A 19590-nucleotide genomic window follows, 5' to 3' on the forward strand; every position below is an offset into this window, starting at 1 on the left:
GTGACCAGCCCGCGCTCGCGGACGAACTCGCGGGCCCGCCGGGTCTCGGCCTCGTACTCGGCCCGCATGTCCCGCGGGCGGCCCGCCGCCGTCCCGCCTCAGGCCGCCGCTGTCCGCCGGCCCTCGCCGCGCAGGATGACGTAGCCGAACTGGGCCAGCTCGGCATAGCGCTCGGTGAGCTCCACCATCAGGTCGAGGTTGCCGGCCCCGACGACGGGGCCGAGGCGGTCGCGGGCCGCCACCATGGCCTCGGCGTGCTGGCGCATGGAAGGCCGTACGTGCTCGCTCACGTCCGTCACCTCGACCAGTTCCAGCCCCGCCCCGGTGAACTCCGCGACGTACTCGTCGATCTCGGTCAGCGTCACCAGGTTGCAGGCGGCGGCGAACCGGTCCACCAGCTCGCGGTGCTCCTCGGGCACCGGGGCACGCAGCGCGAAGTCGGCGATGACGACCGAGCCGCCCGGCCGCACCACTCTGGCGATCTCGCGCAGCGCCCCGGCGCGGTCGGCCACGTGGTGGAGCACCTCCAAGGACAGGACGGCGTCGAAGCTGGAGTCGGGGAAGGGCAGGTCCATGGCGTCGGCCGTGCGGAAGGAGACCTGGGTGGGCACCGGGACGGCCCGCGCCGACGCGGCGGCGATCTCGATCTGCTGCTCGCTGATCGACACGCCCACGACGTCGACCTTGCGCTCCTGGGCCAGCCGGAGCGCGGGCTTGCCGATGCCGCAGCCGACGTCGAGCACGTGGTCGCCGGGGCTCGTCCGCAGCCGGTCGAGCACCTCGCCGGTGAGGCGGTCGGTCGCCTCGGCGATGGACGGCCGCGCCGCCGCCGTCTCCCAGTAGCCCATGTGCAGGTTGCCGTCCCACGCTTCGACGTAGGGGTCGGTGACGTCGTCGTAGAAGCGCGCGATCTCGTCGTGGCGTTGCCGGTTCATGGCTCCTCATTTCCAGGCGTCGTGGCAGGGGGCTGGGTGCACCGTGAACGTAGAGCGGCGGGCTTGAGCCGAGGTGGAGCGCGGGGTGGCGGTCAGCACCGGGCGCCGGCCCCGGGTTCGCGCACCCGGCCGTCGGCGCAGAAGTGCAGCAGGCGCGGGAACTCCGCGGTCAGCCAGCGGTCGCACGTGCTGGCGACGACGGCGCCGGGAAAGCCGCGGACGGCGTGCTGCACGGTCTCCGCGCCGGGAACGTCCAGGTCCCCGGTGGGGTCGGACAGCAGGAGCAGGTTCACCCCCTCGACCTCGGCCAGCAGGATGCGCAGCGCCCGGCGCTGGGCGGTGCGCAGCGTCTCGTAGGGCCGCATCCACTCCCTGGAGATGCCGTAGCGGGTCAGCAGGGCCATGGCCTCCTCGCGCCCGCACCGGCGCTGGTCCATCACGATGCCCGCCACGCTCCGGCCCTTCAGCCCGGGCCCGGGCCACCGGTGATCGAGGCGCAGCGCCCGCGCCTGAGGGTGGACGTCGAGGATCCCCCGGTACGGCGCCGCGGCCTGCCCCGGGCCGGGCGGGTCGGCCAGGAGCGACAGGAAGACAGCCCGGCCCGCGTCGTCGGAGCCGAGCAGCGCGACCCGCTCGCCGAAGCGGACCCGCAGGTCGAAAGGGGCCGTCAGGCCGGCGAACCGCAGCCGGCGGCAGGTGAAGGCGTGCTCGCCGCCGAGCTCGGCGGCACCCGCGCCCGCCGGCCGGGGGCACCGGGAGCCGCTGTAGGTGGCGTAGCCGCCGCCGTGCGTGCCGAGGCGGCCCTGGTCCAGGAAGATGATCCGGTTGGCCGCGTTGGCCAGCAGCTGGCGGTCGCGGGAGACCAGCAGCACCGTCTTGGCGCTGCCGCGCAGCTGGTCCTCCAGCCGTTCCTTGCCGCTCACGTCGAGGTGGTCGTCGGGCTCGTCGAGCAGGAGCAGTTCGTGCGACCCGCGTAACAGCGTCTCCAGCGCCGCCTGTCTGCGCCCGGACGTCGCGCCGCGCTCCTGCGGCAGGTAGCCGATCGCCCCCTCGGTGGAGATCCGGCCGGCGGCGGGCCGCAGCTCTCGGGCGATCAGCCGCAGCAGCAGGGACTTGCCGGACCCGGCGGGACCGACCAGCCCGGCCGTGATCCCCGGGCCGAGCTGGAAGGAGACGCTGTCCAGAAGCGTGCGCCCGTCGGGCAGTACGTACGTGAGACCGGCCACGTCCAGACGGGCCACTAAGCGACCTCCTCCTCGCGGCTCTCCGGCAGCGGCAGGGTGGCCCGGGACCGCAGCATGAAGCCGGCGATCACGGCGGTCGCCACGACGATCGCGGCCGCGATGGCGAGCGAGACGCTGAACCCGTGCATGATCGCGTCTGTGCGGGCCCGGGCGTCGCTCGTGCCGGACGTCGCCAGGTAACCGGCGGCCGCGGTGGTGGCGACGGTGTTGAGCAGCGCGATGCCGATCGCGCCGCCGAGCTGCTGCACCACGTTGACGGTGGCCGAGGCCACCCCGGCGTCGTCGGCGCCGACGCCCGCCGTGGCCATGCTGATCGACGGCGCGATCACGCAGCCGAGCCCGAGGCCGATGAGCAGCTCGGCGGGCAGCAGCAGCGTCAGGTAGACGGAGAACCCGCCGGGCCCCGCGCCGATGAGCAGCGCGATGCCGGCCGCCATCATGAGCAGGGCCGGGATGATGAGCGCCGGAGGGCTCAGCTTCGGTTCGAGCATCTTGGTGATCACCGTCGAGCCGACGCCGATGGCCAGCGACAGCGGCAGGAAGGCCAGGCCGGTCTGCAGCGGGCTGTAGCCCAGGATCTGCTGCAGGTAGTAGGTCAGGAAGAGGAAGAAGCCGAACATCGAGACCTGCGGCAGCCCGATCGCCAGGAAGGCGCCGGCCCGCGTCCTGTCGCGCAGCACGCGCAGCGGCAGGAGGGGATGCCTGCTTCTGGCCTCCCAGGCGATGAAGGCGACCAGCAGCAGGGGGCCGACGGCCAGCAACGCCAGCACGAGCGGGCTGGACCAGCCCTGGGTGGCCATCTCGGACAGCGAATAGACGATCGCCAGCATGCCCAGCATGCTCAGCGCCATCCCGGCCAGGTCCAGCGGCCTGCCGCGCACCGGTGTGGTGGCCGGGATGACGGCGGGCACCCGCACGAGCGCCAGCGCGGTGATCGGGACATTGATCAGCAGGCACCAGTTCCACGACAGGTACTGGGTGAGCAGCCCGCCGACCAGCAGCCCGATGGCCGCTCCCACCCCTGTGAGCGCGCCGAACACCCCGAACGCCGTGGTGCGCTCGCGGGCCTCGGTGAACGTCGTGGTGATGAGGGACAGCGCGGTGGGCGCCAGCAGGGCGGCGAAGGCGCCCTGCGCGGCCCGCCCGGCGAACAGCAGCGGCGCGTTGGGCGCCAGCCCGGCCAGCGCCGAGGCGGCGGCGAAGCCCAGCAGGCCCGCGACGAAGGCGAGCCGTTGCCCGAAGCGGTCGGCCAGCCGGCCGCCGATCAGCAGAAGACCGCCGAACGCCAGGGTGTAGGCGCTCACCACCCAGCCGCGCGTCGCGTCGGACATCTTCAGATCGTCCTGCATGGACGGGAGGGCGATGTTGACCACCGTGGAGTCCAGCACGACCATCAGCTGGGCCGTCCCGGCGAGGGCCAGGACCCACCACCGTGTCGCGCCGGCCGCCGTCGATCCCGTGCTCCTCGCACTCTTCACACGAGCTCCTTGAACATTGAGCTACCACTGGAACGTTGATCCGGTTGCGGACCAATGTACTGGTGCGGCCTTTTGGGAGCAAGTAACGCGGTGGGCCGGACCGCACTTGCTGTGGAGGTCGGGCGCGGACGAGGAAATGCGGTATTCGCGGCAATCCCGACTTTCGGTCCCCGGTGCGTCGTGTTTTTGCGGTGACCGCAACATTTCCCGCTGACCTCAATATGCGCATGTAAGGGTTGACATCGGTGTATGACATTCCATATTCTCCGCAATGGATCACTAAACTTCGGCCCTGCACTGCCATACCTCGGCCCTTATGTGTCAGCAGCTCCGTGGCCTGGAGGAGGACGTCGGAATTAACATTGAGTCAGGGCTTGATAATTGTCTGTCAATCACGCGCTGCCGAAATTTCAAGTGATTTCTCTTGGGGGACAGATGCTCAGTGTGATGCTGGCAATGGATTCGCGCTTGATTCGCGGCGCCATCGCGGCCGTGCTGGAGCTCGAAGCCGACATCACCGTGGTGGGCGAGACTGATCGATGGGAATGCGTGCAGCGCACCGCTCAGCGCTGCCGTCCGGACGTCGTCGTCATCGACGCCGACATGAGCGGCGGCTCGGCCCTCACCGCCGTCACCCAGCTGCGCAAGCACACCCCCGCCTGCCGGGCCCTGCTGGTCACAGCGCACAAATCGCCCGAGCTGCTGCGGCGGGCGATGAAGGTGAACGTCTCAGGAATCTTGCTGAAGGACTCCTCGACGGACGAGCTGGCCCGGGGGATCAAGGCGATAGCCGCCGGCGAGCAGGTCGTCGACCAGGAGCTGGTCATCGCGGTGCTGAACGCGGAGCCGAACCCCCTGACCAAGCGCGAGACGGACATCCTGCAGATGATCTCGACGGGCGCCGAGCCCGGCGAGGTGGCCAGGCGCCTCGGTCTGAGCATCGGCACCGTGCGCAACTACCTGGCCACCATCGTGACCAAGCTCGACGCGCGCAACCGGGTGGACGCGATCCGCATCGCCGAGGAGTCGGGCTGGCTGCTGCCCGCGGACGAGTCCGAGGCCCTGTTCGACGCCTGCTGACAGACGGGCGGGCCGGGGACACCGGCCAGGTGACCGCGGGTGCGGCGGCCGGGCGCGGCGGGTTCAGCGGGCCCGGCGGGCCCGGCCGAGCAGGGCCAGCGCGGCCAGCGACATGGCGTCGACGAAGCGTCCCGTGGCCACCATGTCGTCGAGGTCGCTCTGGCTCACCCAGAGCTGCCGCATGTCGGCCTCGGTGGCCTCACGCTGCGGCCGGCCCCGGGTCAGCCCCTCGGCCAGGAACACGTGACAGCCCTGGCTGGAATAGCCGTGCGCGGCGTGGACGCGCCCCAGGTGGGTGAAGGACGAAGCGGACAGGCCGGTCTCCTCGCGCAGCTCCATGGCGGCCAGGCGGACCGCCTCCGCCGGCAGCGACCGTCCGGGGCCGGGCTCGCCCGGGGCATGGGCAGGCCAGGACCCTTGCGGAAACTCCCAGCAGCGGTCGGCGACGGGGTAGCGGAACTGCTCCACGATGTGGAAACCGTCGTTCTCGGCGGGAATGATCAGGGCGAAGTCCTGTTTGTCGACCACGCCGTACAGGCCGACCGAGCCGTCCGGCAGCTCGACGTCGTCCTCCCGCACCGACATCCACGCGTTGCGGTACATCAGACGCGAACGGAGCATACGCACGACTACCTCCCGGCGTCACGGCGATCATCGGCCTCAACACTGTACGAGGCGCGTTCCCGGATCCGCCACGAGCCGCCCGCCCCCGCCGTCCCGCGGGCGTCAGAGGGCGACGTCCTCGCGCAGGTGCCCAAGCTCCCGCAGCTCGGCCAGAGCGGCGATCAGTTCGGTGTCGGTCAGGTCGTCCACGAAGCACGCCTGGCCGATGCCCACGGGAAGCGGGAGCCGCTGGCGGCCGTCCCGGTGCCGCGTGGTTTCCTGCAGGGCTCGGGTGATCAGCGCCGACGTGCACACGGGGTGCCAGGAGGGTAGCCGCAGCTCGCCCATCAGCCGGATGATGCGGTCCTGCTGTTCCCGGGTCAGCCAGCCCCGATGCCGCGCCAGCACCGTGCAGAACGCCATGTCCACGCAGACGGCCTCGCCGTGCAGCAGTTCGGGCAGCGCGCGCATCTCGATGGCAGGGGAGAAGGAGTGGCCGTAGTCCACGAGCCGGGTCAGGCGGTGCTCCCACAGGTTCGGCTGGAGCTCCGACAGCATGCCCTGGATAGCGCGCCGGATCACCTCCTTGGCGCCCCGCCCCTGGTCGAGGCTGTCAGTGGCCTGCATGCGCTCGGAGATGAGCCGCGCGCCCTCGCTCTCCAGCAGCTCCATCAACCCGGCGTCCTTGATGAGAGCGATCTTGAGGATCTCGGCCAGGCCGTTGGCGATGTGGCGCTCGTCCAGGGTGCGCAGGAACTGCGTGTCGATCAGCGTGGTCACCGCCGGGTGGTAGGCGCCCAGCCGGTTCTTGTGCTGGCCGAGGTTGACCCCGGTCTTCGCGCCGATCCCCGCGTCGATCATGCCCACCAGCGTCGTCGGCACCCGGACGTGTGGCGTGGAGCGCCGGTAGAGGCTGCTGGCCAGCCCCGCCACGTCCGTCAGCACGCCGCCGCCGAAGGCGATGACCGGCTCCGCGCGCCGGACGATGCCGAACCCGTCCATGGCCGCGACCACCTTCATGACCAGGTCCATCGTCTTGACGCGCTCGTGCGCGTCGATGACCAGGACCTCGTAGTCCACCTTCTGCTCGGTGAAATACCGGGAGATCTCGTAACCGTACAGCTCGTACACGGTGCTCTCGACGACGAGAAGCCTGCGGCGCTCTCGTCCCGCCGGCTGTGCGGCGGCGGCGCCCGCGTCGGCCAGGGTGGGGTCTGCGGGGTCGAGGAGCCGCGGGTGCAGCCGCACCTCGTAGCTCACCGGCTGCCTGGTGTTCAGCCGCCACCATGGCCCACCCGGCCCTTCGGATGCGAACAACCCCTGCTCGGGAATCTGATCAGTCTGCGCCGATACCGGCATGACGCTCCCTCATCAGCCATCCGCCGAGTCGTCTGCCCGTGCGGATTCCTTGTCGGCGCCGGTCCCGACGAGCAAACCGGCCGTGTCGGATGCGAGTTTCGACGCCGCTGCTCAAGTTCAGCTCAACTCCCGGGCGGCGGGTGCGTCGGGCGGGGAGCCGGTGCGCGGGCCCGGTGGTTCGACCGGTACTCCAGCGGGCGGCCGTAGCGTCAGCCGGACCGATCAGCCGACGTAGGGGAGCCGGTCTTGTCGCAGTCGATCACGGTCCTGGACGTGGGAGGCACGCACCTGCGCTGGGCCACGTGGAGCCGGCGGGGCGGGCTGGCCGCCGTCCGGCGGGTGGCCACACCCAGCCTGGCCAACGGAGCCGCGGAGCCGGTGGACGAGCTCCGAGCGCGCCTGGTCTCCGCCATGGCCCAGGCCGTGCCGGCGGACGGCGTGGCCGGCGTGGCCTTCGGCGCAGCCCTGGACCACCGCTCGGGAATCGTCTACGCCTCCGCCCCGCTGTGGGGCTCGTGCACCCGCCCCTTCGACCTGGCCGGCGCGCTGGCCCGGGCCAGGCCGGACGTCCGCTGGCACGTCGTCAACGACGTGACGGCGGCGCTGCTGCATCTGGCAGCCGGGCCGGTCGGCGCGAGCTGCCGCAAGCTGCTGCTCGTCACCGTCAGCACCGGGATCGCCGGCCGGACGCTCGACCGGCGCAGCGGCGAGATCCCGGTGGACGGCTGCGGCCTCCAGGGCGAGATCGGCCACCTGCCGGCCACCACCTCGATCGCCGGCCGGCCGGTCACGCTGGCCTGCGACTGCGGGCAACCGGACCACGTCTCCTCCTACTCCTCCGGGCCCGGTATCCGCCGGCTCGCCGCTGTCCTGCGGGAGCGGGACCCGGACGCCTGGCGCGGCAGCGCCCTCGACGGCCCGGGGCCGTTCGAGACGTTGCTGCCGGCCGCCCTCGACGCGGCTGACCCGGTGGCCGAAGAGCTGCTGCGGGCGGCGACGCGGCCCGTCGCGGACGTCGTCCGCTCCGCGCTGTGCCTCGACCCCGAGTTGGACGTCGTCGCGTTCACCGGTGGCGTCGTCCACGCGCTCGGCGCCCACTACCGCCGGGCGCTGCTGGCGCACCTGAACGCCCAGGGGATCTACCTCACCAGCGCGCTCGCCCCTGAGTCGATCGCGGAGCGGTTGCTCGTGTGCCGTGAGGGAGAGGCCGATCCGCTGGTCGGCGCGGGCCTCGCCGCCGAGCGGACGGCCCGCTCATGACGGCCCCGGACGACGCGGCCCCGGACGACGCGGCCCTCGGGCACGACACGAGCGGCGGGCACGGCACGGGCGGCCGGGACAGCGCGACCGCCGGCCACCGGGCGACCGGCCGTGACTTCCTGATCGGCCGGCATCGTGCGATCGTCCGCTCGGGACGCTCGCTCGCCGTCGGCCTCCGGGTCACGGCCGAACCGGGGCCGGGCGAACTGAGCGTGGCTGTGGAGGTGGCGGGGTTGTGCGGCACCGACATCCAGATGCTGCGCGGCCTGCGCGACGACGGCGCGTGCGTCATCGGGCACGAGGGGCTGGCCAGGGTCGTGCGGGCCGGTCCCGGCACGGACATCGAGCCGGGAACCCGGGTCCTGGTCAACCCGACCCATCCGCACGACCCGTCCTTCCTCCTCGGGCACAACGTGGACGGGCTCTTCCAGGAGCGGGTGCTCCTGCCGTCCGCGGCCGTGACGGGCGGGATGGTGCTCGCCGTGGGGGAGGACGAACTCCCCGAGCCGAAGCTCGCCGTTCTGGCCGAACCGCTGGCCGTCGTCCGCTACGCGCTGGAGACCCTGCGCCGCTTCACTCCAGGGACGCTGGTGGTCGTCGGGGACGGGACGGTCGGGCACCTGGCGGTCCGCGCCGCCCGCAGGTGGCTGGGCCCGGCGCGCGTCGTGCACGTGCATCACACGGCGGCCGGCCTGGCCTGGAGCAGGCAGGCCGCGAGCCCGGCCGACGCGCTGGTCCTCGCCGACGACCTCGGCCGCCCCGGAACGCCCGGTGGGTGGGCCGGCGACGACGCCGGCACGCGGGCGGGCGGCCGTGCCCGTGCCGGGACCGGGGACGTGGTCGCCGTCCTGCTCGCCACCCCCCGCGACGCCACGGTCCCCATGCTGGACCGGGTGCTCGCCATGGGCGCGGGCACGGCGGTGGTGGACCTGGTGGGCGGGGTGCCGCCGGAGGCCCGCACGCCGCTGCTGCCCGGGGTCGACATGGCCGCCGTCCGGGCGGCGAACTGCGGCGGGATCCCCGCCGTGCCCGTCGTGCGCGAGACGGTCACCGGCGCCGGCCGCCGCGTCCTCCTGTTCGGGCACAGGGGCGTGGCCAACCGCCATCTCACCACGGCCGTCAGGGAACTGCGGGCCGTCCCCGGACGGTACCGCGAACTGCTGACCCACGAGAGCGACCTGGCCGGCGCCGTCCGGCACTTTCGGGCGCTCGCCGGATCCGCCGACCGCACGATCGACGGCGAACGCCTGATCAAGCTGGCCGTCCACGTCGGCGCCTCCGCACCCCAGGAAGGAAACGATCATGATAGCTGACCGTGCGGAACCGCTGCGCGGACGGCGGGCCCTCGTCGTCGGCGGATCCACCGGCATCGGCCGGGCGATCGCCCAGGCCTGGTCCGACGCCGGCGCGCAGGTGGTCGTCTGCAGCCGCACCGAGCCCCGCGACGCGGCGTGGGAGTGGTGCCAGGTGGACCTGGCCGACCCGGGACAGGCCCGGGAACGCCTGAACAGGCTCGGCTCCGGCCGGCTCGACATGGTGTGCTTCTCGGCCGTCCATTACGGCGAGCGGCGGGCCAGGTTCTGCGACACCGCCGAGGCCGAGTGGCGCCACCAGCTCGAGGTGAACGTCACCGGGCTCTGGCTCACCCTGGCGGCCACCCTGCCCGCGCTCCGCGCCGCGGCGCCCGGCCTGATGGTGGGGGTCTCCTCGGAGGTCGCGTTCAACGCGGGGCCGGAACGCAGCGGCTACGCCGCAACGAAGGCGGCGGCCAAGGCGTTGCTTGATTCGCTGGCGCAGGAGGAGGACCCCGCCGAGGTGCGGATCGTGCAGGTGCTGCCCGCGGAGATGGTCGACACGCCCGGCATCCGCAGACGGCGCGCGCCCGGCTTCGACTACGGCTCCTACATGCGGCCGGCCGCCTTCGCCCGGCTCGCCGTGGCGCTGAGCACCGCGCCGGGACCCGAATATCACGGCGAGAGCCTGGTGGTGGGTGAGGACGGCACCTGGTGGCCGGCCCACGCCCGAACACCCCGCTCCCAGAGCCGCCCCACGCCCCAGCCCACCCCCCGAAGCGCCCCCACCCCCTCCCGGCCCACGCCGCCGAGCCGCCGGGGGCGGTCGTGAACGGGCAGGGGCCTGTCGTGGGCCTCGCGGAATGGCGGCTGCCCTGCTCGGGCGAGCAGGCGCTGCGGCTGGCGGCGCGGGTCGGCGCCGAGGGGGTGCAGCTGGAGTTCGGCGGCCCCGGCCGGGGCGGGTGGGCCGACGCGCCGGGACGGGTCGGCGCGCTGCTGGAGACGTCGTCGGCGACCGGCGTCGCCCTCCTGGCCGTGGCCGGCAACGTGCTCAACGACCTGGGCCTGGCCGCATCGCCCGGCGGCCGGACCGAGTCACGGGTGCGGCGCGTGCTGGTCCGCCTGCTCGACACCGCGCGGGAGCTGCACGTCCCGCTGGTCCTGGTGCCGAGCTTCCGCCGCAGCGCCATCGACGGACCGAGGGCGTTCGCGCGCACGGCGCGCTTGCTGGCCTGGGCCGCTGCCGAGGCGGGCGCCCGCGGCCTGCTGCTGGCCAGCGAGAACGTGCTGGCCGACGAGGACGCCCGGGCACTGGTGGAGAAGGTCGCCTCCCAGGCCTTCCGCCTCGCCCTGGACACCTACAACCCGGTCACCGTCGGCCTCGACGCGGCACGGCTGGTCAAGGCGCTGGGCCCGGCACTCGCCGACCAGGTGCACCTCAAGGACGGCCCGCCGGCCGTGGGTGACATGCCCGCCCTCGGCACGGGGACGGCGCGGCTGGAGGAGACGCTCGCCGCGCTGGGCGCGCAGCGGCACCCCGTCCGGGCGCTCGTCCTTGAGAACGACTACCGCGACGGCCGCGCCGGCCGGATCGCCGCGGACCTCGCCTGGGCGCGCGCCGCGGCCGCCCGCCACCGGCTGGCGACAGCGGATCAGACCCGCGGAACGGGCCCGTGAGAGATTAATTCCGCACCCGGTAAAATGACCGGACCGGCGAATGAGGATATCACTGGCCAGGCCCTTGTCCATCTGTCAGGATGAGTTGTAAGAGATGAACCGGACAAGGGGGCATTCTCGCCTTGGAAATCAAGATTCTTGGACCGCTTATTGCCCGTAAAAACAATGTGAATATCGTGCCGACTGCTGGAAAACCGAGACAGATATTCGCGGTGCTGGCGCTGAACGCGAACAATATCGTGCCCGTTCGCGTGCTCATCGAGGAGGTGTGGGGCGAACGCCCGCCGCGCAGTGCCGGCACCACCTTGCAGACCTACGTCCTGCAACTGCGCAAGCGGCTGGCCGTCGCGCTGGGCCGGAACGCGTCCCGCAGCCCGAAGGATCTGCTCGTCACCGCCAACGGCGGTTATCTCCTCTCGGTGCCGGCCGGATCGCGCGACATCGAGGACTTCGACCGCCTGACCGGGCGGGCCAGGCGCGCCGGCGATCCGGCCGAGGCTTTCCGGCTGTTCAACCAGGCGCTGGCGCTGTGGCGCGGATCGACCCTGGTGGACGTCCCGATCGGCCACACGCTCGAACGCGAGGTGGTCCGCCTGGAGGAGACCAGGACCAAGACGCTGCACGAACGCAACGAGATCGGGCTGCAACTCGGGCTGCACGCCGAACTGCTCGGCGAGCTGGCCGCGCTGAGCCGGAGCAACCCGATGGACGAGACCATCCAGGGACACTTCATCGTGGCCCTGTACCGGATGGGGCGCACGCTCGACGCGCTGGAGACCTACCAGCGCCTGCGCCGGACCATGGTCGAGGAACTGGGCCTGGAACCGTCGGACCGGCTGCGCGAGTTGCAGCGGGCCGTGCTCGCCTCCTCCCCGGAGCTGGACGTCCCGGCGGCCAGGCGGCGGCGGTTGGGGGCGGCCTCGCACCAGGAGTGCCCGATGTGCGGCGGCAACTTCATCCGCGGCTGGCGGGCCCGTCAGGAGTTGATGGTCCCGCGCGTGTCGTGAGCGCCGGGCGGCTTCACGCGCCGGCGCCGGCGACCTTCGCGATGCCGTCGAGCAGCCAGGTGAGGCCGAAGCCGAAGCCGGTGTCCCAGTCGTCACCGGCGACCAGGGGGCCGTGAGTGGCGAGAATCGGGTAGCTGTCCTGGTTGGCACGCAGGTGCTCGCCGGCGGCCTGCCGCACGCCCGGCTCGGCGTTGGTGGACCAGGTGGCCTGCATCAGCGCCGATCCGATGATGTAGTTGGACAGGCTGTAGGCGGCGCCGGTGAGGTGGGGTTCGGTGACACCGGCCTTGACCAGGGTGGAGTACAGGAACTCGCTGCGGGTGAGCACGTTCGGGCCGAGCATGGGGCGGCCCAGCAGCACCGCCGACCAGGGGTGCTTGAGCAGCACCGCACGCCACCGGTTGGCAAGCGTGATGACGGCGCCGCGCCAGTCGCCGTTGTCCCGCGCGGGGATCTCGATCTCCCCGAAGATCATGTCGAGCGTCAGGTCCAGCACGTCGTCCTTGGTCTTGACGTGCCAGTACAGGGTGGTGGAGCCGGTGCCGAGCCGCTGGGCGAGCCGGCGCATGGTCAGCCGGTCGACGCCCTCCTCGTCGAGCAGGGCCAGCGCCTCGGCGATGATCCGCTCGCGGGTGAGCGGCGGCCCTTCGCGCCCCGGTCGAGTGGCCGGCCGCAGCCATACGCCCCCAGCGCCTCCTGTCGTCGGTCCCGCCTTGCTCATATCCACGGACGGAAGTCTAATATGACGACAGGACTCCAGATCGCTGATCCTGTACTAGACCATCGGTCCAGAGAGTGACGAGCGCAAGAAGGGCCAGTTGTGGCGGGACATGTAGAGGTGGACCGGCTGACGTACGTGCTGCCGGACGGGCGGCTGCTCCTGCACGAGGTGTCGTTCCGCGTCGGCGACGGAGCGAAGGCCGGGCTGGTCGGGCCGAACGGCGCGGGCAAGACCACCCTGCTGCGGCTGATCGCCGGCGACGTGCAGCCGGACGACGGCCGCGTCGTCTCCTCCGGCGGGCTGGGCGTGATGCGGCAGTTCATCGGCAGCATCCGTGACGACCGCAGCGTGCACGACCTGCTGCTGTCGGTGGCCCCCGACCGCGTCCGCGCCGCCGCCTCGGCCCTGGTCCGGGCCGAGGCGGCGATGGCGGCCCGCGACGACGAGGCGGCTCAGCTCGCCTACGCCCAGGCCGCCGCCGACTATGCCGACGTCGGCGGCTACGACATGGAGGTGGTCTGGGACGTCTGCGCCACCGAGGCCATGGGCCTGTCCTACGACGAGGTCAAGGACCGTCCGGTCACCACACTGTCGGGCGGGGAGCAGAAGCGTATCGTCCTGGAGGCGCTGCTGCGCGGCCCGGACGAGGTCCTGCTGCTGGACGAGCCGGACAACTACCTCGACGTGGCCGGCAAGCTGTGGCTGGAGAGCCGGTTGCAGGCCACGCCCAAGACCGTGCTGCTGGTCTCGCACGACCGCCAGCTCCTGGCCAACGCCGCCGACCGGATCGTCACCGTGGAGGACCGAGGGGTCTGGACGCACGGCGGCAGCTTCGCCGGCTACGCCAAGGCGCGCGAGGAACGCATCAGCCGTCTGGAGGAGCGGCGCCGCCGCTGGAACGAGGAGCACGCCAGGCTCAAGCAGATGGTCAACACCCTGCAGCAGACCGCAGCCAACAACGACGCGCTGGCCTCCTCCTACCGCGCCGCGCGTACCAGGCTGAGCCGCTTCGAGGAGGCCGGCCCGCCCGAGCGCCCGCCCAGGCCGCAGAACGTGCGGATGCGCCTGCGCGGCGGCCGCACCGGCAAGCGCGCGGTCATCTGCGAGGGCCTGGAACTCACCGGCCTGACGCGGCCCTTCAGCACCGAGATCTGGTACGGCGAGCGCGTCGGCGTGCTCGGCTCCAACGGCACCGGCAAGTCACACTTCCTGCAACTGCTGGAGCAGGCCGCCGACGGCGCGGTGCCGAAGGTGCGGCACAGCGGCTCGGCCCGGCTGGGCGCCAGGGTCGTGCCGGGCCGGTTCGTGCAGACGCACACCGACCCTGCCCTGCACGGCCGGACCCCGGTCGAGCTGGTGATGTCCGAGCACCCGATCATCCTCAACGACGCGATGGCCGCTCTCGCCCGCTACGAGCTGGCCCCGGCCGCCAACCAGCGGTTCGAGACCCTTTCGGGCGGCCAGCAGGCCCGTCTGCAGATCCTGCTGCTCGAACTGTCCGGCGCGACCCTGCTGCTGCTCGACGAGCCCACCGACAACCTCGACCTGGCCAGCGCCGAGGCGCTGCAGCAAGGGCTGAACGGGTTCTCCGGCACGGTCCTGGCCGTCACGCACGACCGCTGGTTCGCCGCAGACTTCGACCGGTTCCTCATCTTCGGCGGCGACGGGAGCATCTACGAGAGCGACGAACCGGTCTGGACCGAGAGCCGGGCCGCCGGGAAGCGGGCCATCGGCTCGTGAGCCGCCCGCCCTCCAGGGAGAACATCGGGCGCGCTCGCCCATGCGGATCCGGCGCCGTCCCTGCTCGCCCATGCGGATCCGGCGCCGTCCCCGCTCGCCCATGCGGATCCGGCGCCGTCCCCGCTCGACGTTCCCGGCCCGCGCTGAGAAGCGCCAGGTCTGGCAGATGCTGCGCCGGAGCGGCGGCTGGGAACGTGGAGCATCGCCCATGGCCGGCGGCCTGACCTTCGACCCCGAAGTGCCAGACTCCCGGCCTTCACCCCCGCCGAGGACCAGAACGCTCACCTGCTGCGCCAGGACGTGCGCCTGCCCGCCGACGAAACGGCCCTCTACCCCCAGCGCTGCACCGACCCGGCCGAACGCCGCCGTCTGCTGCACGGCGTCAACGGGATTCGGCTGGTGCCGCTGCCGAGCCTTCCCTGGCCGCACGGCCTGTTCAAATGCGCCCACGCACCCGCCGTCGAACGCCTGGCCCACAGCGGATCTTTTATCTGCTGGTGGGAAATGCCTGTCGAACCCGGACGGGGCGGCTTGGGGCGGGACTTGCCCCTGCAACAGGTCATCGCTGACGGGGCGGGGTCGTGCAGGCCAGCAGAAACCCCAGGGCGGATGCGGTGTTGAAGAGTAGGGCGGGTGGGACTTGAACCCACGACCCACGGATTATGAGTCCGATGCTCTGACCGGCTGAGCTACCGCCCCTGGATTCAGTTGTGACATGCGGTGTGCGGCGTATGGATCTTGGTGAGGCTCGCGCATGTCAAGGCTAGAGCATCGGATCCGGGTGTGCCGCACGGCCGGATGGGGACGGGGTCCCGCGGACATCATTCCATGCCGGGCAAGGTTGATGGAGTCGTGTCGATCATATTCGGGTCTCGGTTGGGGGTTGTGTTTGCTGTGGGCGGAATGGGAGGGGTTGGGAGGGGAGGTACGGTGCCGATATGGCGATCAAGGTGGTGTACGAGACCCACTCCATCACTGTGGACAACGAGATCGGCGTCGCCACCGGGTGGCTGCCCGGGGAGTTGTCCGAGCGGGGTCGGGAGCTGGCCGCCGAGCTCGGGGTGCGGAGGAGGGGGGTGGACGTCGTCTACTGCTCGGATCTGCGCAGGGCGGTCGAGACGGTGGAGGTGGCGTTCGGGGGCGGGAAGGGCGGGAAGGAGGTCCGGCTCGACGCGCGGCTCAGGGAGTGCGACTACGGCAGCTACAACGGACGGCCGGTGAGCGAGGTGGCGGCCCTGCGCAGGCGGCACATCGACACGCCGTGGCCGGGCGGGCAGAGCTATCGGCAGGTCGTGGCGGCGACGGCCGCGTTCCTCGACGACCTGCGGGAGGAGTGGCAGGGGGCCACGGTGCTGGTGGTGTCCCATTCGGCCAATCGGTGGGCGTTGCAGCACCTGCTGGACGGCACTCCGCTTGAGGACCTGGTGGACGCGCCGTTCGAGTGGCGGCCCGGGTGGGAGTACGAGGTGGCGTAGCGCCTTGGGGTACGTGGTGGCGTAGCGCCTTGCCTGGGGGCGGGGGCCGGTTCAGGGTGGGGTTGGACGTGAATGGTCGCGGCCCAGGCAGCCGGACATGGCTGATGCGCCGATCGCGTCCGCGATCAGCGCCGGCGGGTGGAGCTGGGTTGTCTCCCGCCGCTGGGGGTGCCGTCACGGTAACGGCGGGCCCACGGGGCGAGGAGTTCTTACTTCACTCCTATCAGGGTGTTATGGCGCGGTGCCGTACGCCGGGTTGCGTGCGAGCCAATCGGAGTAGACCGGACTGCGGCGTACGGCCTCGGTGTGTGCCTGTTTGGCCTGGGCGACCACCCAGGTGGCGTCGGGGGCGGTGGGGTGGCGGCCGAGGAGCTGCCGCCAGCGCAGCGGCGCGCCGGAGAGCGGGACCATGGCCAGCCCCGGCAGGGCCTGGTGGGTCGCCTGGCAGAGCACCACGGCGCGGCCCACCTGGGCGAGGTGGGTGCAGGTCGGGACGTCCGTCTCGTAGATCGTTCCGGGGGTGAAGCCGGCTCGGGCGCACGCCATGGCGAAGCAGTCGGCGAAGCAGCCGTCGCCGGGGGTGACGGCCCATTGTTCGCCGGCCAGGTCGGCCAGCTCCACCTCCTTCTCCTTGGCGAGCGGATGGTCCTCGCCGACGAGGGCGAAGACCGGGTCGACGCTGATCGTCTCCCACAGGAGCGTTCCTGTGGGGGTGCCGGAGTCGCCGCAGGCGCCGGTCAGCACGTAGTCGAGGCGGCCGAGCTCGACCATGTTGATCAGCTCGTGCGTTGACCACGACGTGAACGTGGTGACCGTGCGCTCCGCGGCCAGCCGGTCGACCAGGCCGCCGAGTATCGGGCCGTTGGTGGCGCCGATGCGGAAGCCGGGGGAGGGGGTGTGGGCGAATCGTACGGCCTCGTCCTGCAATTCCTTGGCCGCGGGGAGCAGCACGCGCGCCCGGGCGAGCACCAGCTCGCCGAGTCGCGTGGGCCGCGCCCCGTGGCGGTCACGTTCGAACAGGGCGCCGCCGAGCACCCTCTCGATCCGTTTGAGCTGGGCGGTGAGGGCCGGCTGTGCCAGCCCGAGCAGGGACGCGGCCTTGCTCACACTTCCCGCGTCCGCTACCGCGCGGACGATCCTGAGGTGCCTGAGCTCGAGGTCCATACCGGGAAGGTAAGGCGACGAATCGCTCCCAAACAATGGCTATATGTCAGGAATTGTGACAGATATTGTCGGGGGTGTCTGGGGTAGGGGGAACCCATGACGACGATGGGAATAGATCCGGCCCAGCTCAGCGACGAGGATGTGGTACGCGAGCTGCGGCAACTCCATGCCACTCGTAGTGACACATTCTTCCATGGATCAGACGATGCTCTGGCACGTCACACTTCCCGTACCAATGAGCTAGAGGCGGAATACCTTCGCAGGTTCCCCGACCGCGAGGTCGATCCGGCCAGGCTGAGGGAGGGGGCGAGGCAACGTTGATGTCCGAGGGGCATGACGTGCAGGAGCTGTCGGACGTCGACATCCACGTCTACGAGGCGGTGGCCTCGCAGGCGGTCGGGTCCGGCGGCGTGGCCGGCCTGGAGGCGGTGATCCGGGCGACCGGCCTGGAGGACGACGAGGTGCGCGACAGCCTGGCCGCCCTCGTGAACCAGGGGTACGTCGTCCCGCGGGGCGACGAGTACGGCCTCGGTCCCCACACCTTCGAGGTCGAGTACTGAACGGGCGCGGACGGCTCCGCGCCGCCGCCGCAGCGGCGCCGGCGCGGAGCCCACAGGCCGGGCGCACGGCCTGTGGGCCGTAGGGCGGGTCGAGGGCAGTGCGCTAGGGCTTGAGGGGGCGGAGGCGGGCCCACAGGACGAAGGCGGCGCCGAAGACGGCCATCGGCAGGCCCGTCCACAGGTTCACCGCGTCCCCCAGCAGGCCGGCCACGACGAGGATCACGCCGTACAGCAGGAACAGCCCGCCGATCACCATCCGGATGTCGCTCACAGGATCACTCCGTACAACAGGGCGGCCAGGATCACGGCGCCGGTGCCGAGCAGCACCGGCGAGCGGTACCAGCGTGTGTCGCCGGCGAGGGCGTCGTCCTCCAGGTCCGCGGCGTTCAGGCCGTACACCAGGCCGCGCAGCTCCCGCTCCGGCTTGGGCGTGGTGACCAGCGTGACGATCACCGACACCAGCACGTCCACGGCGAAGGCGATGCCCGCGCCCCAGAAGCTGGCGTTCAGCTCGGTGCCGAAGTCCACCACGCCGGCCTTGTAGGCGAAGTACGACGCGAAGGCGCTCAGCGTCCCCGCCAGCAGCCCCCAGAACCCGGCCCACGGCGTCATCCGCCGCCAGAACAGCCCGACGACGAACGTCGCGAACAGCGGCGCGTTGAAGAAGCTGAACAGCGCCTGCAGGTAGTTCATGATGTTGGAGTAGCCGGCCGCGATGAACGCCGTGCCCACGCCGAGCGCCACGCCGGCGACGGTGGCGACGCGTCCGACGTTCAGGTAGTGGCCGTCCGGGCGGTCGGGCCGTACGTGCGCCTGCCAGATGTCGTTGGTGAACACCGTGTTGAACCCGCTGATGTTGGCCGCCATGCCCGCCATGAACGAGGCCAGCAGCCCGGTCACCGCGACGCCGAGCACGCCGTTCGGCAGCAGGTCGCGCATGAGCAGCGGGATCGCGTCGTTGTAGTCCTGGCCCTTGCCCAGGTCGCCGAAGAGGACCAGCGCGATCATCCCCGGCAGCACCGTGACCAGCGGGATCAACAGCTTGGGGAAGGCCGCGATGATCGGCGTCATCCGGGCCGCGTTGGTGTTCCTGGCCGACAGGGCGCGCTGCACCTCGGCGAAGTTCGTCGTCCAGTAGCCGAAGGAGAGCACGAACCCCAGCCCGAAGACGATCCCGATCCAGTGGGCCTGCATCGGGTTGGATCCGGCGGTCCCGGCCCAGGTGTGCAGGCCGCCCTCGCCGAGCGCGCTCTGCCGTACCTTGTCGAACAGCCCGGCCACGCCGCCGACCTTGACCAGGCCGAGCACGGTCAGCGGGATCAGCCCGGCGAGGATCACGAAGAACTGCAGCACCTCGTTGTAGATGGCCGAGGACAGGCCGCCGAGCGTGATGTAGGAGAGCACGATGAGCGCCGAGACCACCACCGACACCGGCAGCGGCCAGCCCAGCAGGGCCTCCATGACCAGGGCGAGCGCGTACAGGTTCACCCCGGCGATGAGGATCTGCGCGACCGCGAACATGAGGGCGTTCAGCAGCTGGGTGGCGCCGTTGAAGCGCCTGCGCAGGAACTCCGGGACGCTGCGCACCTTCGAGCGGTAGTAGAAGGGCATCATCACGATGCCGAGGAACACCATCGCGGGGACGGCGCCGATCCAGTAGTAGTGCACGGTCATCGCGCCGTACTGGGCGCCGTTGGCCGCCATGCCGAGGATCTCGATGGCGCCCAGGTTGGCCGACACGAACGCCAGGCCGGTGATCCAGGCGGGCAGTCCGCGGCCCGCGAGGAAGAAGTCGAGGCTGGAGCTGATCCGGCGGCGGGCGGCGAACCCGATGGCGAGCACGGTGGCGAAGTAGACCGCGATGAGCAGGTAGTCGAGGAGGTTGACGTCTAATCGCACAACCAGCCCGCTACCCGGAAAACACCGCGATAGCCGCACGGCGGGTGGGTGCGGGGGTTGCCGGGGATGAGCGGTGGCGTGCGGCGGTCGCTGTGG

19 protein-coding genes and 1 tRNA gene are annotated in these 19590 nt (G+C 71.6%); 10 read left to right on the forward strand and 10 right to left on the reverse strand.

Translation table 11 applies throughout. The features are described from left to right. Nucleotides 1-98: 98 nt before the first annotated feature. The 3 genes from ACWEJ6_RS35235 to ACWEJ6_RS35245 form a co-directional block, all read right to left on the reverse strand. Nucleotides 99-935, reverse strand: coding sequence for a methyltransferase domain-containing protein (locus tag ACWEJ6_RS35235; protein ID WP_452429387.1), 837 nt, complete (start codon nt 933-935; stop codon nt 99-101). A gap of 92 nt (nt 936-1027) precedes the next feature. Continuing rightward, nucleotides 1028-2176, reverse strand: a complete 1149-nt coding sequence (locus tag ACWEJ6_RS35240; RefSeq protein ID WP_452429389.1) for an ATP-binding cassette domain-containing protein — start codon at nt 2174-2176, stop codon at nt 1028-1030. Beyond that, nucleotides 2176-3657 (reverse strand): DHA2 family efflux MFS transporter permease subunit, encoded by a 1482-nt coding sequence (locus tag ACWEJ6_RS35245; protein WP_452429391.1) that lies wholly within the window; start codon nt 3655-3657, stop codon nt 2176-2178. Before ACWEJ6_RS35245 ends, ACWEJ6_RS35240 begins: the two co-directional genes overlap by 1 nt. Before the next feature lie 456 nt (nt 3658-4113). Here ACWEJ6_RS35245 and ACWEJ6_RS35250 point away from each other — a divergent pair, with 456 nt between their 5' ends. Beyond that, nucleotides 4114-4737, forward strand: a complete 624-nt coding sequence (locus ACWEJ6_RS35250) for a response regulator transcription factor (protein WP_387665646.1) — start codon at nt 4114-4116, stop codon at nt 4735-4737. Nucleotides 4738-4800: 63 nt separating this feature from the next. On the opposite strand, the gene ACWEJ6_RS35255 is transcribed toward ACWEJ6_RS35250, so the two are convergent. Further along, nucleotides 4801-5358: an NUDIX domain-containing protein gene (locus tag ACWEJ6_RS35255; RefSeq protein ID WP_452429394.1), complete on the reverse strand. Its 558-nt coding sequence runs from the start codon at nt 5356-5358 to the stop codon at nt 4801-4803. A gap of 105 nt (nt 5359-5463) precedes the next feature. Then, nucleotides 5464-6600, reverse strand: a complete 1137-nt coding sequence (locus tag ACWEJ6_RS35260) for a sedoheptulose 7-phosphate cyclase (RefSeq protein WP_387665651.1) — start codon at nt 6598-6600, stop codon at nt 5464-5466. 345 nt (nt 6601-6945) lie between these two features. On the opposite strand from ACWEJ6_RS35260, the gene ACWEJ6_RS35265 reads away from it, so the two are divergent. The 5 genes from ACWEJ6_RS35265 (at nt 6946) to ACWEJ6_RS35285 (ending at nt 11935) form a co-directional block, all read left to right on the forward strand. After that, nucleotides 6946-7959 carry an ROK family protein gene (locus tag ACWEJ6_RS35265; protein WP_452429396.1) on the forward strand — a complete coding sequence of 338 codons (1014 nt, stop codon included), beginning with the start codon at nt 6946-6948 and terminating at the stop codon, nt 7957-7959. Beyond that, entirely contained in the window at nt 7956-9272 is a 1317-nt protein-coding gene (locus ACWEJ6_RS35270) for an alcohol dehydrogenase catalytic domain-containing protein (protein ID WP_452429398.1), read from the forward strand. The genes ACWEJ6_RS35265 and ACWEJ6_RS35270 overlap by 4 nt, the downstream gene beginning before the upstream one ends. Continuing rightward, complete coding sequence (locus ACWEJ6_RS35275; RefSeq protein WP_387665659.1) at nt 9262-10083, forward strand: SDR family NAD(P)-dependent oxidoreductase; 822 nt, start codon at nt 9262-9264, stop codon at nt 10081-10083. The genes ACWEJ6_RS35270 and ACWEJ6_RS35275 overlap by 11 nt, the downstream gene beginning before the upstream one ends. 17 nt (nt 10084-10100) lie before the next feature. Next, complete coding sequence (locus tag ACWEJ6_RS35280) at nt 10101-10928, forward strand: sugar phosphate isomerase/epimerase family protein (RefSeq protein WP_452429401.1); 828 nt, start codon at nt 10101-10103, stop codon at nt 10926-10928. A gap of 176 nt (nt 10929-11104) precedes the next feature. After that, nucleotides 11105-11935, forward strand: coding sequence for an AfsR/SARP family transcriptional regulator (locus ACWEJ6_RS35285; protein WP_387665664.1), 831 nt, complete (start codon nt 11105-11107; stop codon nt 11933-11935). Nucleotides 11936-11948: 13 nt separating this feature from the next. Here ACWEJ6_RS35285 and ACWEJ6_RS35290 read toward each other — a convergent pair whose 3' ends face one another. After that, a complete protein-coding gene (locus ACWEJ6_RS35290) occupies nt 11949-12656 on the reverse strand; it encodes a TetR/AcrR family transcriptional regulator (RefSeq protein ID WP_387667447.1) in 708 nt (235 codons plus the stop codon). Between the two features lie 99 nt (nt 12657-12755). On the opposite strand from ACWEJ6_RS35290, the gene ACWEJ6_RS35295 reads away from it, so the two are divergent. After that, on the forward strand, nt 12756-14396 hold the full coding sequence (locus ACWEJ6_RS35295) for an ATP-binding cassette domain-containing protein (protein ID WP_452429403.1): 1641 nt from the start codon (nt 12756-12758) through the stop codon (nt 14394-14396). Nucleotides 14397-15021: 625 nt separating this feature from the next. On the opposite strand, the gene ACWEJ6_RS35300 is transcribed toward ACWEJ6_RS35295, so the two are convergent. After that, a tRNA-Ile gene (locus ACWEJ6_RS35300) sits at nt 15022-15095 on the reverse strand. Between the two features lie 239 nt (nt 15096-15334). Between ACWEJ6_RS35300 and ACWEJ6_RS35305 the strand changes: the two genes are divergently transcribed. Further along, the gene (locus ACWEJ6_RS35305; RefSeq protein WP_452429405.1) at nt 15335-15871 is read left to right on the forward strand and encodes a histidine phosphatase family protein; all 537 of its coding nucleotides are present in this window, start codon (nt 15335-15337) and stop codon (nt 15869-15871) included. Nucleotides 15872-16102: 231 nt separating this feature from the next. Here the strand turns inward: ACWEJ6_RS35305 and ACWEJ6_RS35310 are convergent, their stop codons facing one another. Continuing rightward, a complete protein-coding gene (locus ACWEJ6_RS35310) occupies nt 16103-17035 on the reverse strand; it encodes a LysR family transcriptional regulator (RefSeq protein WP_352327067.1) in 933 nt (310 codons plus the stop codon). A gap of 105 nt (nt 17036-17140) precedes the next feature. Here ACWEJ6_RS35310 and ACWEJ6_RS35315 point away from each other — a divergent pair, with 105 nt between their 5' ends. Both ACWEJ6_RS35315 and ACWEJ6_RS35320 read left to right on the forward strand, forming a co-directional pair. Beyond that, nucleotides 17141-17356 (forward strand): DUF6158 family protein, encoded by a 216-nt coding sequence (locus ACWEJ6_RS35315; RefSeq protein ID WP_260477503.1) that lies wholly within the window; start codon nt 17141-17143, stop codon nt 17354-17356. Next, a complete protein-coding gene (locus tag ACWEJ6_RS35320; RefSeq protein WP_452429408.1) occupies nt 17356-17595 on the forward strand; it encodes a hypothetical protein in 240 nt (79 codons plus the stop codon). Before ACWEJ6_RS35315 ends, ACWEJ6_RS35320 begins: the two co-directional genes overlap by 1 nt. Before the next feature lie 103 nt (nt 17596-17698). Here ACWEJ6_RS35320 and ACWEJ6_RS35325 read toward each other — a convergent pair whose 3' ends face one another. Next, nucleotides 17699-17866, reverse strand: a complete 168-nt coding sequence (locus ACWEJ6_RS35325) for a hypothetical protein (RefSeq protein WP_352353608.1) — start codon at nt 17864-17866, stop codon at nt 17699-17701. Next, nucleotides 17863-19494 carry a sodium:solute symporter family protein gene (locus tag ACWEJ6_RS35330; RefSeq protein ID WP_452429410.1) on the reverse strand — a complete coding sequence of 544 codons (1632 nt, stop codon included), beginning with the start codon at nt 19492-19494 and terminating at the stop codon, nt 17863-17865. The genes ACWEJ6_RS35325 and ACWEJ6_RS35330 overlap by 4 nt, the downstream gene beginning before the upstream one ends. Between the last annotated feature and the right edge of the window lie 96 nt (nt 19495-19590).

Source organism: Nonomuraea sp. NPDC004702 (assembly GCF_053601695.1).

Excerpts from the sequence above, each read along its gene's own strand:
- ACWEJ6_RS35320 (WP_452429408.1), top strand. The coding sequence starts at position 17,356 with ATGTCCGAGGGGCATGACGTGCAGGAGCTGTCGGACGTCGACATCCAC.
- ACWEJ6_RS35275 (WP_387665659.1), top strand. The coding sequence starts at position 9,262 with ATGATAGCTGACCGTGCGGAACCGCTGCGCGGACGGCGGGCCCTCGTC.
- ACWEJ6_RS35270 (WP_452429398.1), top strand. The coding sequence starts at position 7,956 with ATGACGGCCCCGGACGACGCGGCCCCGGACGACGCGGCCCTCGGGCAC.
- ACWEJ6_RS35250 (WP_387665646.1), top strand. The coding sequence starts at position 4,114 with ATGGATTCGCGCTTGATTCGCGGCGCCATCGCGGCCGTGCTGGAGCTC.
- ACWEJ6_RS35315 (WP_260477503.1), top strand. The coding sequence starts at position 17,141 with ATGGGAATAGATCCGGCCCAGCTCAGCGACGAGGATGTGGTACGCGAG.
- ACWEJ6_RS35255 (WP_452429394.1), bottom strand. The coding sequence starts at position 5,358 with ATGCTCCGTTCGCGTCTGATGTACCGCAACGCGTGGATGTCGGTGCGG.
- ACWEJ6_RS35310 (WP_352327067.1), bottom strand. The coding sequence starts at position 17,035 with ATGGACCTCGAGCTCAGGCACCTCAGGATCGTCCGCGCGGTAGCGGAC.
- ACWEJ6_RS35305 (WP_452429405.1), top strand. The coding sequence starts at position 15,335 with ATGGCGATCAAGGTGGTGTACGAGACCCACTCCATCACTGTGGACAAC.
- ACWEJ6_RS35290 (WP_387667447.1), bottom strand. The coding sequence starts at position 12,656 with ATGAGCAAGGCGGGACCGACGACAGGAGGCGCTGGGGGCGTATGGCTG.
- ACWEJ6_RS35235 (WP_452429387.1), bottom strand. The coding sequence starts at position 935 with ATGAACCGGCAACGCCACGACGAGATCGCGCGCTTCTACGACGACGTC.